The organism is Methylobacterium sp. PvR107 (assembly GCF_017833295.1).
Taxonomy (GTDB): domain Bacteria; phylum Pseudomonadota; class Alphaproteobacteria; order Rhizobiales; family Beijerinckiaceae; genus Methylobacterium.
On record NZ_JAFIBW010000001.1, the window covers coordinates 480,618 to 493,055 of the forward strand.

At 65.4% G+C, this 12,438-nt stretch carries 11 protein-coding genes and 4 pseudogenes; 9 read left to right on the top strand and 6 right to left on the bottom strand.

Translation table 11 applies throughout. The features are described from left to right. Nucleotides 1-6: 6 nt before the first annotated feature. Nucleotides 7-648 (bottom strand): glutathione S-transferase family protein, encoded by a 642-nt coding sequence (locus JOE48_RS02100; RefSeq protein WP_210026673.1) that lies wholly within the window; start codon nucleotides 646-648, stop codon nucleotides 7-9. 323 nt (nucleotides 649-971) lie between these two features. Here JOE48_RS02100 and JOE48_RS02105 point away from each other — a divergent pair. From JOE48_RS02105 to JOE48_RS02125, 5 genes and pseudogenes are all read left to right on the top strand, one after another. Beyond that, nucleotides 972-1,725, top strand: a pseudogene (locus tag JOE48_RS02105) (glycosyltransferase family 2 protein). Between the two features lie 153 nt (nucleotides 1,726-1,878). Further along, nucleotides 1,879-2,772: a hypothetical protein gene (locus JOE48_RS02110; RefSeq protein WP_210026675.1), complete on the top strand. Its 894-nt coding sequence runs from the start codon at nucleotides 1,879-1,881 to the stop codon at nucleotides 2,770-2,772. A 54-nt stretch (nucleotides 2,773-2,826) separates the two neighbouring features. Continuing rightward, nucleotides 2,827-4,632: a glycosyltransferase gene (locus JOE48_RS02115; RefSeq protein ID WP_210026677.1), complete on the top strand. Its 1,806-nt coding sequence runs from the start codon at nucleotides 2,827-2,829 to the stop codon at nucleotides 4,630-4,632. 214 nt (nucleotides 4,633-4,846) lie between these two features. Next, on the top strand, nucleotides 4,847-5,785 hold the full coding sequence (locus tag JOE48_RS02120) for a hypothetical protein (RefSeq protein ID WP_210026684.1): 939 nt from the start codon (nucleotides 4,847-4,849) through the stop codon (nucleotides 5,783-5,785). 28 nt (nucleotides 5,786-5,813) lie between these two features. Continuing rightward, a complete protein-coding gene (locus JOE48_RS02125) occupies nucleotides 5,814-6,011 on the top strand; it encodes a hypothetical protein (protein ID WP_210026686.1) in 198 nt (65 codons plus the stop codon). Between the two features lie 41 nt (nucleotides 6,012-6,052). Here the strand turns inward: JOE48_RS02125 and JOE48_RS30070 are convergent, their stop codons facing one another. The 4 genes and pseudogenes from JOE48_RS30070 to JOE48_RS02145 form a co-directional block, all read right to left on the bottom strand. Next, on the bottom strand, nucleotides 6,053-6,238 hold the full coding sequence (locus JOE48_RS30070) for an N-acetylmuramidase domain-containing protein (protein WP_245253602.1): 186 nt from the start codon (nucleotides 6,236-6,238) through the stop codon (nucleotides 6,053-6,055). Nucleotides 6,239-6,330: 92 nt separating this feature from the next. Beyond that, nucleotides 6,331-6,543: a hypothetical protein gene (locus JOE48_RS02135; protein WP_210026689.1), complete on the bottom strand. Its 213-nt coding sequence runs from the start codon at nucleotides 6,541-6,543 to the stop codon at nucleotides 6,331-6,333. Nucleotides 6,544-6,592: 49 nt separating this feature from the next. After that, the gene (locus JOE48_RS02140) at nucleotides 6,593-8,248 is read right to left on the bottom strand and encodes a hypothetical protein (RefSeq protein WP_210026690.1); all 1,656 of its coding nucleotides are present in this window, start codon (nucleotides 8,246-8,248) and stop codon (nucleotides 6,593-6,595) included. A 217-nt stretch (nucleotides 8,249-8,465) separates the two neighbouring features. Continuing rightward, nucleotides 8,466-9,537: pseudogene (locus JOE48_RS02145) on the bottom strand (IS630 family transposase). A gap of 86 nt (nucleotides 9,538-9,623) precedes the next feature. Here JOE48_RS02145 and JOE48_RS02150 point away from each other — a divergent pair. The 4 genes and pseudogenes from JOE48_RS02150 to JOE48_RS31150 form a co-directional block, all read left to right on the top strand. After that, nucleotides 9,624-9,749: pseudogene (locus tag JOE48_RS02150) on the top strand (transposase); the annotation flags it as partial. Between the two features lie 85 nt (nucleotides 9,750-9,834). Beyond that, a pseudogene (locus JOE48_RS02155) lies at nucleotides 9,835-10,311 on the top strand (helix-turn-helix domain-containing protein); the annotation flags it as partial. After that, nucleotides 10,245-10,898 (top strand): IS630 family transposase, encoded by a 654-nt coding sequence (locus JOE48_RS02160; protein WP_245253050.1) that lies wholly within the window; start codon nucleotides 10,245-10,247, stop codon nucleotides 10,896-10,898. The pseudogene JOE48_RS02155 and the gene JOE48_RS02160, both read left to right, overlap by 67 nt. Nucleotides 10,899-10,913: 15 nt before the next feature. After that, nucleotides 10,914-11,234, top strand: coding sequence for a transposase (locus JOE48_RS31150; RefSeq protein ID WP_409518627.1), 321 nt, complete (start codon nucleotides 10,914-10,916; stop codon nucleotides 11,232-11,234). Between the two features lie 128 nt (nucleotides 11,235-11,362). Here the strand turns inward: JOE48_RS31150 and JOE48_RS02170 are convergent, their stop codons facing one another. Then, on the bottom strand, nucleotides 11,363-12,391 hold the full coding sequence (locus JOE48_RS02170; RefSeq protein WP_210026649.1) for an IS110 family transposase: 1,029 nt from the start codon (nucleotides 12,389-12,391) through the stop codon (nucleotides 11,363-11,365). Between the last annotated feature and the right edge of the window lie 47 nt (nucleotides 12,392-12,438).

Genomic DNA, 12,438 nt, shown 5'->3' on the forward strand with positions numbered 1-12,438 from the left:
GAGATGTCACCCTTGGACGATCGAGCCAGACTGCTCTACGCCTGTCGAAGAGGCGACTACGAACGAGGGTCGCGTACGGAAATCATAAAACCATTCTACGAGCAAGGGCCTGCCGGCGCTCCAATCGAGCTCTGGGGAGCGCCGATTGAGGTAATCGATCGCGCAGGCCAGGGCTATGTGGCCGACATCGACGGGCAAGTCCACCCAGGCCGGCGCCTGCTCGAAGCGCCCCAGGGCTGCGTCGATGGCCTGCTCCTGGCGACGGACAACCTTCGATGCGCGATCGCCGTCCGAGCCGCTCCGCTCCACAAACCGACGGATGACCGCGTCGGCGAGGCCGTCGGCCTGGGCCTCACGGCGAAGCGCGTCCCATCGCGACTCACCCCGAGGGATCAACGCGGCACCTGACCTATCCTGGATGTATTGGACGATCACCGCAGAGTCGAACAGCGCGGTACCGTCGGTCAACATCAGTGTCGGGACCTTGCACAGCGGGTTCGCCGCACGCAGGCGCTCGTCGGTCCAAGGGTCTACGATCTGCAGAGCGATTTGATCTTGCAGTCCTGCTTCGGCTATACAGGCCACGACCTTTCGGCAAAACGGCGATCGCGGTGCAATAAGGAGTTGCAGGCCCTGATAATCGTTCAAGCTTCCGGTTCCTAGCACGCGCTCTTCGGAGTTCCGGGGCCGGTGAGGCCGAAGCCGCTGACCGTCGCAACCCTGCCGCGATCCGTCCCGGGCTCGCGCGGTTCAGAAGTAGGCGCACGCGCTTCGGTCGCTTGCGGCCCCGCTCGGCCGTGTCGACATGCCTCAGGATCGTGGCTATAGCGTGGCTGATCGGCTTCAGGTGCTATGGCACCAAAGGGCGTCGGACTTGCTCGCGAGCACCGGTCGAAGCCGCCCGTTGGTTGGGAGTGCGCCTTATACCGTCGGGCTGGTGATCTCACCGCTGAGGGTTTAGGTCCAGGGTTATGCTGCCGCTGTCGGTCTTCATCATCGCTCACAACGTGGCGGACCGGATCAGGGCGACGAGCCGGGCGGTGCGCGGCCTGACAGACGACCTCGTGGTGGTCGATTCGGGCTCCACGGACAGCACGCAGGCGCTGGCGGCATCCCTCGGCGCGGGTGCTGCACAATGCCTCGCCGGGCTACGGCCCGCAGAAGCGCTTCGCCGAGTAGCAGCGCCGGCACGTCTGGCTCCTGAACCTCGACGCCGACGAGGTGGTGCCGCCGGAGCTGGTCCGGGAGATCTGGGGCCTCTGGGCCGCGGGCGAGCAGCGCCGGCCGGCGTGGCGGATCGACATCGTGGAGATCTTCTCCGGCGAGGGCCGGCCGCACCCGGTCGCGTACACGCTGACGCCGGTTCGGCTCTACCGGAAGGACTGGGGCCGCTATTTCGCCTCGCCGGTCCACTACCGGGTGGCGCTGGAGCCCGGGGTGAAACCGGCGCGGCTCAGGGGCGTGATTCACCATTTCACGGTGCGCTCGCTCGGCGACCAGCTCGGCAAGCTGAACCGCTACTCCGACCAGCAGGCGGACGACCTCGAAGCGCGGGGCGTGGTGATCCCGACCTGGCGGGTCTTCGTCGAGCTGCCGGGCAATTTCCTGAAGGCCTATCTCGGCCGCCGTTTCGTACGCGGCGCCTACGGATTCCTGACGGCGATGAACTACGCGATCTCGCGGCATCTGCGCGTCGAGCGCCGCAGACTGTCGCAGCAATTGTAGCTTGCGATGTTGATCCCTCGGTCTTGGCGGCGGCGGATCACGGTGCCGAGGTACCGTAGCCGTTGAAAACTAAAATCCGATCAATGAGAGTAACAGACATCTGAGATCTCATTAAATCTGCAAACCCATCGGCGCGGCCACTCGCGGAAGCTCATGATCTTCAACCGGACACATCTGGCTCTACTGTGGAAATCCTGGCAGGTGGAAGTCCTGTCTCTGGCTTGCAGCATCTTTGAAGCCGGCGCGTTGCTGCAGACGGATCACGGTCGACATCCGGTTGGGTGGCCTCCGAGGCTTGGACGGCCGCGGGCGAGACTATTCGACTCTGAAGCTATCGAGTGCGTGGTTATTCTCGTGTCGGGGTTGTTTGAGGCGACCGCATACATCAACGCCAACCCGGATGTCCCTAAAACCGTTCTGAAGGCGTCCGAGCATTACCTCAGGCACGGCGGAGCCGAAGGACGAGGACCCGACCTCGGTTTCGATGGTGCTCTATACCTCTCGCATTATCCAGATATCCGGAGCGCGGGCATCAACCCCTTGCTGCATTTTATCAAACACGGCGCGCAAGAAGGGCGCCTAGACGCCGTTCGATTCGACCGACTTCCGCCGCGCGCTTACACATCGTGGAACCAACCCGGGCAGCCGGCCGCGAGAACCGCTGAAGCGGAATGCATTCAGACAATCCTCAGGGCGCACGTCGTCCCCCGGGACGATACCTGTCTGAGGGAACTTCGCGCCTGCCTGGACTTGGCGCGATCAAGCTTGGCCGAAGATCTCGAGGCGTCGCTGCGCGCGCTGCAAGAGGCGGAACTTAGATACTATACTTGTAATTCGGACTATGAGCGTTGCATGTCTTCGAACGACGAGCTCATGAGTGAGTTGGCGCGCGTGCATGACGGATCGCGATCAGCTGCCAAGCTGCTCGAGTGCCGGGACCGTGAGATCGAGATCATGAGCCAGCGGCTGGCACTTCTGTCTCAGGATATTTCGGACGCTAACCAGGAGCTCGTTTACTGGAGGCGGAGGGCTTTGGCTGAGCGATGAAGAGCAGCGACCAACGCATTTGCCGCCTACTATTTTAACGGTTCGGGATTGTTGATGGATCACGAAGATGAGTGGGCGATTCGGGCATCTGGGTTGTTCGATCCTGCCTGGTATGCTTTGATGTACGGCGACTTCGTCGCGCAGGAGGAAGATCCCCTTCAGCATTTCCTCAAGTACGGTGCCGAGTTGGGCTATCGCCCGAATCCGCTCTTCGACGTGTCCTTCTACGTCGAGCAAAGTGGTGCTGTTCCACGTCCTCACAATCCCCTAGCCCACTACGTTCTCATCGGTTCCGCGAAAGGGATCGATCCGCACCCATTGTTCGACGAGGCTTGGTATCGAAGGTTTCTGACGGCGTGTCGCTTGCGAGCGCCGCAGACATCTCTCGGTCATTTTCTCCATGTCGGCCGAAGGATCGGTCTCACGCCAAATGCCTTCTTCGATGACGCCTATTACTTGGCGACCTACCCGGATGTTGCCGAGGTCCGATGCGACCCGCTCTATCACTTCGAGCAGTGGGGTGAGGCCGAGGGTCGTCAACCGTCTGAAGACCTCACAGCGGCTACACTGGATGCTCTCACCCTCGGACGCGACCCCGAAGACCGGCCCAAGAGTGCGATCGCAGGGCTCATCCGATCTCATCCAGGTGAGGCGATTCACAGCCTGGTCGACACGCTGGGCAGAAAGGCAGAGCACTCGATTGGCCAAGTCCAGTATTTTCTGGATGGGACGGTACCCAGCGTTCTCCTAATCTCGCACCGCTGGGGTGGGGGCGTGGCAAGATTCGTCGAGGAGCGAGTTCAGACGCTGATCGACCGATGTAATATCGTCGTTCTGACCACAACACAGGCTGATTATATTCTTAGATTTCGCGATCCGACCTCGGACATGGAGGTTGCGATCCCGTCTCTTCGGACGCAAGACTTAGTCTCTTTGTTACAGAGCTGTCGCCTTACGAGCATCGAGCTGCATCATATCCAGGGCTTTCGATCGATCAAGGATATCATCGCCGCGCTCGACGCTCCCATAACCTTGTACCTGCACGATTACTTCCTGCTGTCGCCGCAGCCGCATCTGCTAGGCCCGGACGGGACGTTCGTCGGGGACGAGCTGGAGCTCCATTATGCGGCGTTGCAGCGTGCCGCGACCGGTATGGGCCACGGCACGATCAGATCGTGGCAGAGAGCACATCGCTGGCTGTTCGAAGCGGCAAGCCGGGTGATCGCTCCGTCGGCCGACGTGTCGCGTCGCGTTGAGAAAATCTATCCTTGGGTCGCGATCGATGTTGTGCCTTACGAAACGTTCGACGCGGGGCACTCCGCCTTGCAATCGCCGGACCCAAAGTCGGACCGGAGGGTCCGAGGTTCTGCCAAGGTGGCGTTGATAGGCTACATGCAGCAGCATAAGGGAATAGATATCGCCCGAGCTGTATTCGATCTCGCTCGGAAGAAGGGTCTTGAGCTGAGCTTTGTCATAATCGGCTACTGCGATGAAGGCGACGACCTGGGCGAGAACGTGAGGGTCACCGGTCGGTACGCCGATGCTGAACTGAGCGACCTGCTGAGACGCGAAGATCCGGATCTGGTGTGGTTCCCCGCCCAGTGCCCGGAAACATGGTCATTCACGCTCTCCGCCGCGCTGCGCCTGGGCCTCTCGGTCCTGTGTTCCAACATTGGCGCCTTCGAGGAGCGCGTGAGGGATCTTGATGAGGGCGCCGTCTTTCCCTGGGATGCGACACCGGCCGAATGGTTGGCCTGTATCACGGACGTCTTGGCGAAGCGGGGATGCTTTCATTTTGCCGACGAGGGCCTCGGGCGGCGCGGCGGCCGGGATGAGGTGGTCGATTTGGCGTTCCCGTAAGTCGGGCCCGTGAGTGGGGGCGGACGGTGAGACGGCACGCGCGATGCTCGTCCGACGGGCGTGTACTAAGAATGCGTGGACGGGGCTCGGCGCGACGGGGGTTCCCTTGCTGGCGTCCGGCGATCGGGAACATCGCGGCGGCCCAGGCCCGCCTGTGCGGGTGCCCCCGTCGCGTGCGGTATCCTGCGGGGCGTTCCGTTCGCACGCGACGCGGGTGGGTTCGCAGACCGTCGCTGCCTCGGTCTACGACGGTCGTGCCGCCGCAGCCGAGACCGATACAAGGACCCTCATGATCCCAGATCCGGCCCGCCCTCATGTCGCCGCCTCGATCGCCGCAGCAGGTGCAGGCGCGCTCGGTGGAGCGCTCCTCGCGGCGCGCAACGTGCGGGCAGAGCCGCGCTTCGCGGGCGCGGCGCCTGCCTATGTCGGCGACCTGCGCGAGCAATTCGTAACCGGACGCAAGTTTGGCCTGACGGGCGACGGCAGCGATCAGACGGCGGGGCTCAACGCGGCCCTGAACGCCTGTTGGCAGATCGGCAAGCGGCTCCGCCTCGCGGTCGGCCTGTATGGTGTGAACCCCTCGACCTCGACGGCCTGTGTCGTCAGCAACGGCACCTCGATCGAGGGCGAGGGCAACAACCTGACCATCATCACGCCCCTCAGCGGTTTCGGTCCTGCGCACTCGATCCTTGAGATCACGCCAGCGGCCAATGGAGCCTCCGAGTTCCTCGACGGCGCACCAGCCGACCTTCGAGCTCATCAGGCCGTAGGCGCGCCCAGCGGCGATCGTCGTCGTCACCGACACGTTCCGGAACTCGCCTGTCGTGTGACCGCAGATCTCCGCACGGTCGATGGTGCGGATCTCGCCTGGAGTGAGCCGGTCGTCCGGGTGCGTGCCATCACTATCGACGGCCCGGGCATGGCCGGAGAGCGCGCAGGCGAGCGCTGGCGCCGCGAGAAGCGTGCGGATCATTGGATGTTCCTGCTGAGAGTGCGCCCGGGACCTACCGGCGCTCAGGTCGCCAGCGTCAGCGGCCGGGAAGAAGTTGAGGTTTCACGGCTCGTCGATCGCGAACGCGTCGATTGTGGAGGCGTTGGTGTACTGGGCGACCAGGGTGCCGTTCTCGACGACAGCGCCCCGGGCGCTACCTGAGCGAACACGTGGATCGAAGGAGAGCGACATGGCTTGGCACATCACCCACGCAGACCCTGTCAAGGTGACGCACATGGCAGTCGTCACCGACGAGTGCGGGTCCCGGCAGGAGGCGATCAAGCTGGCTCGCGCAGCGTTGGCGCGGGGCGAGCACGTGCTTGACGTGCGCGGTCCCGACGGCGAGTCCCTAACCCCGGATGAGATCGTGCGAGCTGCTGCCGATTGATGCCACTGCATGTGCCGAGATCCTCAGGCAGCCGCTGATCGTCATGCCGTGACGCGGTTGGCCTGCCGGAAGAGCTCGTCGGTGGTCGGCTCGGCCAGGATCGCGGCGACGGCGGGGGTGGGCGGCGACCAGGGCGTGTCCGGGATCTTCCGCCAGAAAGCGAACCGGACCGCGAGCTTCGTGTGGTAGCCGTTCTCGGCGTAGCTCGGCCCATTGTAGCCGCGCAAACGCGGGCCAGTTGTGCGCCCGGAGCTCATCGTCGAGGTAGTTGACCTTGATGAAGCGGACCATGGCCTGCAGCTGCTCGGATTCGCTGCCCTCAACGAAGGCGACCACGTCCGACGGCGAACATCGCTTCGACTTGATCCGTCGTGGTCACGGTCGGTGGCTTTGCCGCGAGGCCGGCATCGGCCCGATCCTCGGCGTCGAAGCAGGCCTGCGTGTGCGCGAACAGCGCCGAGCCCACCGCCTTCACCTGATGGAGCGAGAGCACGACGAAGCCGGAGGTCGCCTTGAATCGGATCACGGTCACGCCGGTCGAAGGCCGCGACGGCCGCCGGTTCAGCGGGGAGCAGTCACGATTATGCGCTCGTGTGGAACGAAGGCGTCTGAAACGCGACACCACTTAGAGCGAGCTGCGTGGCGCCAGCGGGCCCGTTGTAAACGACGGCGCCGTTGGGCAGGATGTCCACCGGAACAGTCACGGCTGGCCCTCCGACAATTGCGTAGGCGAGGCAGCGCTTCATCCCCGCCGGGCGGAACCCGGCTGGTAGCGTGAACACGGTGACGCCGCCCGCGACGATCCCGCTGCCGGACAGCAAGCCGTCGAGCGTGACGCGGCCGTAGCGATCCTTCTGGAACGAGGCGCCGTCGTAGCCGGAACCGAGATTGGACCAGCTCTTGGCCAGGGTTGGTTTCTGGATGACGCCGCGCGTGCCCATGCCGGCGTCGTTCGCAATCTTCGCGAACCTCGTCGCGTCGAGGCTCGAGGTCCAGCCGACGTGCGTGTCCGTGGCATCGGCCGTGATCTCGATCGCGGCAGCCATGAAGTTCATGGTGCCGTTCGAGAGCTCCATCCCGTCGACGTCGACATCCTGCGCGTTGCCAATGCGGATTAGGCGCGTGGCTGCGGTATCGCCGAACAGCGCGGCGAGGCCGCCCGTGAACTTGACGCCATGAACCCGCCCGAGGTCGCCCAGGATGTCGATCAGCGCGCCGTTGCTCCCGGTCGAGCCGGGGGTGTTGCCGAGTTCCGAGTTGAGGCCACGGAACTCGAAGCGGCGACCCGCGCGGAGGACGATGGCGCCCAGGCCGGTGACATTGCATGTGTCGAAGATGGCGACCGAGGCGCCATTACCACCCCTGCTCGTATCCACGAGCGCGATGTCGATCATGTTCCGGGTAGTTGAGGTCGTCTGGAAGACGCAGTTGGCCCAGCGGTTGGAGTCGCCGACGCCGCGCGCAAAGAACCCGTCGAAGAAGAAGCAGGTGTCGAACAGGCTATTCGACGGGGCGCCCTGCGACTGCTTCGAGATGTCGTTGACGATATAGACGCTGTAATCGTTGCCCGCGGCGAAGTAGACCCGCCGCATGTTGAGGGCGGCAAGGTTCAATCCGCTCACGACGCCAGTCGTGTCTATGTGCAGGCCCTTGCCGCCGCGTTTCGTATGGCCATCCGCTCCTGCGGGGTAGATCAGCAGTCCTTCGATATCCATGAACTCCAGGGATACCGCCGCCTTAGGCGCAATCTTGAAAATCGAATGTTGCGGCCCCACGCCGTCCATCGGGAAGATGATGGCCCGGTTGCGGCCTTCTGCCACGATGCTGACGCCGCCGGGCGCCGTCAGGCAGCGATCAACGTCGCTCGGGTTGACGCCATAGGCCCCGGCCATCAGGCGCAGCTTCTTGCCGGTTCCGTTAGCCTCCGCCAGCGCGTGATTGAGCTGCGCGGTCTGGTCGGACGCGTCCCCGCGCAGACCGAACTTCCGGCCCGTGACGAACTCGGCCATCAGATCGGAGATCAGGGCGGGCGCGCCGTTCGGGAACAGTGCCGGGACTGTGGACGGCTGCGCTCCGATGTCAGCGAGTGTGATGTCAGCTTCCGAGACGCCGGCAATCGACCGGATGACGCCTGGCGCCCCAACACCACCGTCTTTGCCGGCTCGACCGTCTACGCCCGGCGCGCCCCCGATCGGAAGGATGGCGCTCGCCAAGAGGGAACGGCGAAGGATCGGCATGGCTTAGGCGTCCTGGCCGAGACGAGCGGGGATCGCGGCGTGGTGGTTGTGCCATGAAACACCGGCACGGTGAGATCAGCGACGGTACCGTTGGCGAGGATCGCCTAATGATAGGTGTCCGGGGACACAGGCGCCATCGCCGCCCGCCGCCCCGCATCGCGAGCTTGCCCTTTGGGCCGCCGTTGGGTTTGTCGTTTTGTGCTTCTAGTGCACTGACTCAGACGGAAGGTTCAGGGGATTGGCTGACGGCTGCGAGGATGTCGGTGGCGGGTTTGGTCCAGACGAAAGGTCTGGCGCGTCGATTGTGCTCGGCGATGTAGCGTTTGATCGCTGCCTGCAGATCGACGACGCCGGTGAAGGAGGCGCGTCGCAGCCGACGGCGGGTCAGCGCTGAGAAGAAGCCCTCGATGGCGTTGAGCCAGGAGGCCGAGGTCGGGGTGAAGTGGAAGGTCCAGCGCGGGTGACGGGCAAGCCAGGCGCACACCTTCGGATGTTTGTGGGTGGCGACATTGTCGAGGATGGCGTGGATCGCCTTGCCGGGCGGGACGGTGGCCTCGACGGCGTTGAGGAACCGGATGAACTCACCGTTCCGGTGGTGCTGCATGCAGCGGCCGAGCACGGTACCCGCCAAGACGTCGAGGGCGGCAAACAGTGTCGTCGTGCCGTGGCGGGTGTAGTCGTGGGTCTGAGCGGCGGGATGGCCGGGAGCGAGCGGACGGTCGGGGCGGGTCCGTTCCAGCGCCTGGATCTGGCTCTTCTCATCGATGGACAGCACCACCGCGTGGGCGGGTGGGTCTTTTGTTGTGGCCGACCACATCCTCGACCTTGGCGGCGAAGGCAGGATCGCGCGAGCGCTTGAACGTACGCAGACGATGCGGCTGTAGGCGGTAAGCGTCCCAGATCCGCTGCACGGCGCGCAACGAGATCCCGACCGCGTGGGCTACGGCACGGCCGGTCCAGTGCGTGACCTCGCCCGGCGGCTCCGAGCAGGTCAGCGCCAGCACCTCGGCCACCGTCTCGGTCGAGTGGGGCGGCGTGCCGGGCGGGCGCGTCTTGTCGCGCAGCAGACCTTCGACACCCGCCTCGGCGTAGCGCCACTGCCAGCGCCACACGGCCGGGCGGCTGACGCCCGCCCGCCGGGCCACATCTTGGACGCTCAGGCGCTCGGCCGAGAGCAGGACGATGCGGGCGCGCTGGATGTGCTTGAGCGGACGGGAGCGGTCGCTGGCAATCGTAGCCAACCGTCCCGCGTCGGTCGCATCGAGGAGCACGCATACCTTCTGAGCCATGGCCCAGACTCCCACGTCTCATCGTACACGTGAATCCTCCGTCGCGTCACTGCACTAGGCGGTCGTTTTTCGGCTTGGAGGTAGCGCTGGCGGACCTGTTCTGGCTCTCGGATGAGCAGTGGGCGGTGATCGCGCCGTTCATGCCTAGGGATCAGCCCGGACCTGAGCGGAAGGACGACCGGCAAATCATCTCCGGCATCCTGCATGTTCTCATACCGTTTCCGGCTGATCGACTCGGGGCGGATTCCCGCTGGCGCGGCGCGGGGTTAGCGTGTGTGCCTTCTCGCGGAGGCGGACATGGCCCACATCGCCGATCATCTGAGCGTCGAGGAACTGGGTCGGCGTGCCCGCACCAGCGCGGATGCCTGCGCGGCACGGCACTACCAGGCGATCTGGCTTCTGGCCTGGGGGCAGCCGGTGTCGGCGACGGCGGCCGTCACCGGCTTCGTGCCGCGCTGGCTTGAGCAACTGGCGAGCCGCTACAATCAGGTCGGTCCCGAGGCGCTGGGTGATCGCCGCCGCCGCAACGGCGCGCGGGCGCGGCTGCTGACGCCCGAACTCCTGGGCCGCCTGCGCAGGCGGCTGGAGACGCCACCGCCCGACGGGGGCGTGTGGACCACCACCAAGATCGCGGTCTGGATGGCGCAGGATCTCGGCCTCGTCTCGGTCTACCCGCAGCGGGCCTGGGACGCGCTGCAGGCGCTCGGCTGGTCGATCCAGGCGCCGCGCCCGGAGAACCCGGCTGCGGCCGGCCCCGACGCGCAGGAAGCCTTCAAAAAAAACTCGCCGCCACGCTCGCCGAGGAAGAGGCGCGCCAGCCCGCCCGCCCGGTCACGCTCTTCTGCACGGACGAGCACCGCATCGGGCTGAAGCCCGTGACCCGCCGGGTCTGGGCCCCGCGTGGCCAGCGGCCCACCGCGCTTGGCCATCACCGCTACGCGTGGCTCTACGTCACCGCTTTTGTGGCGCCGGCCACCGGCGAGAGCCACTGGTACGTCGGCAACGGCGTCTCCAAGCCGCTGTTCGAGCGCTTGCTCGCCCTGTTCGCGCAGGAAGCCGGCGCAGGCCCACAGCGCACGATCCTCCTGCTGCTCGACGGGGCCGGCTGGCACACTGAGCCGGGACTGCGGGTGCCCGACGGCCTGAGGCTCATCCACCTGCCGCCCTACACCCCTGAACTCCAACCCGCCGAGCATCTCTGGCGCCTCGTCGACGAGCCGATCGTCAACCGGCATTTCGACCGGATCGCCGAGATCCAGGACCGCATCGAGCAGCGCTGCCGCGACCTCGAAGCTCAACCAGACATCCGCCGAGACAACACGCTCTTCCGCTGGTGGCCTCAGAAATCCACACCGAACTAATCAACCGGAAATGGTATCACTTCCGGCTGCCGCTGGAGCGATTGCCCGCGCGCCTACGGACCGCGCACCACAATCTACAACCGCTTCAATCACTGGTCGCGCCGCGGCTTCTGGAAAGTGACGCTCGCCGCGCTGGCCAAGGCCGGATGGGCCGGCGACGCAGCCGCCTTCGACAGCGGTTACGTTCGCGCTAACCGCTTGGCCCATGGCAACGTATGGCCCGCCCCGTCCGCAAGTGGCTCTGGTTCCGCTGGTCTGGGCAGTCTGCACAAACGTATCCGGCCTTCCGGCGAGCCGTTGGCCAAGATGGAGATCCGCGCGTCCTGGGCCTCATAAAGGGGTCGGCGTCGAGCGCCATTTGCCAGCCAAAGGCTTCCAGAACACCGATCGACTGTCAGGCCATCTTCCTCGCACCACACGCAGACATCGGAAGGCCGGCGAAGGCTTCGCCGACCAAGCTTGGTTCAGGCGGCGATGACAGCCGCCTCGTAAACGCGCTCATGGCGCAGGAGCGCCCAGACAGTCCTGGCCATCTTGGCGGCCAGCGCGACCACGGCTGTGTTGGCGTGCGCCCGCGCCAGAAGCCCGCGCAGCCACTGCCCGAGGCGGGTCTCACTCTGCTGGAGCGTCGGCATCGCGGCCCGTGCACCCTGGATCAGCATCTTGCGCAGGTACTTGCTGCCGCGCTTGGTGATGCCGACGAGTTTAGGCCGTCCGCCGGTCGTGACCTGCCGCGGCACAAGGCCGAGCCAAGCTGCCAGATCACGTCCGCGCGCGAAGGTCGTCACGTCGCCGATGGCGGCCACCAGGGCGGTCGCGTTGAGCGCGCCGATACCGGGGATGGTTGTCAGCCGACGTGCACTCTCATCCGAGCGGGCCTGCTCGCTGAACTCGGCATCAAGGGCAGCGATGCGCTGATCGAGGAACTGCCAGCGCTCGCGCACGTCCGTCACGAGGGTCCGCATACGGGGTGTGAGATCCGTGGCTGCCTCGTCGTCGAGCAGGCTTGCGAGGCGGGCGGCCAATCTGGCACGACCCTGCGGCACGACATGGCCACGCTCCAGCAGGATGGCGCGGATCTGGTTCATCAGGGCTGTCCGCTCGCCGACGAGCTGATCGCGGACCCGGTGCAGGGTCTGCATGTCGAGTTGCGCTTCCGACTTGAGGGCCACGAAGCGCATGGTCGGACGCGTCGCCGCTTCGGCAATCGCCTCGGCATCACGGTCGTCGTTCTTCTGAGCCTTGACGTAGGGGCGCACGTACTCGGGCGACATCAGCCGAACGGTGTGCCCCTGGGCTGCCAGCGTTCGACCCATGTGATGGGCACCGCAACACGCCTCCATCGCCACAACGCAGGACGGCAACTGCGCACCGAAGGCGATCACGCTCTCACGCCGCATGCGCCGCCGCAGCACAACACGCCCGGTCGCGTCCAGCCCGACGAGGCTGCAGCTGTTCTTGCCCAGGTCGATCCCCAACACCGTGATCGGCATCGTCTCGCTCCGTTCCTCATCTCCGCTACCCTGCCAGCCTAGCAGGG

Excerpts from the sequence above, each read along its gene's own strand:
- JOE48_RS02115 (WP_210026677.1), top strand. The coding sequence starts at position 2,827 with ATGGATCACGAAGATGAGTGGGCGATTCGGGCATCTGGGTTGTTCGAT.
- JOE48_RS02170 (WP_210026649.1), bottom strand. The coding sequence starts at position 12,391 with ATGCCGATCACGGTGTTGGGGATCGACCTGGGCAAGAACAGCTGCAGC.
- JOE48_RS02110 (WP_210026675.1), top strand. The coding sequence starts at position 1,879 with ATGATCTTCAACCGGACACATCTGGCTCTACTGTGGAAATCCTGGCAG.
- JOE48_RS02125 (WP_210026686.1), top strand. The coding sequence starts at position 5,814 with ATGGCTTGGCACATCACCCACGCAGACCCTGTCAAGGTGACGCACATG.
- JOE48_RS02140 (WP_210026690.1), bottom strand. The coding sequence starts at position 8,248 with ATGCCGATCCTTCGCCGTTCCCTCTTGGCGAGCGCCATCCTTCCGATC.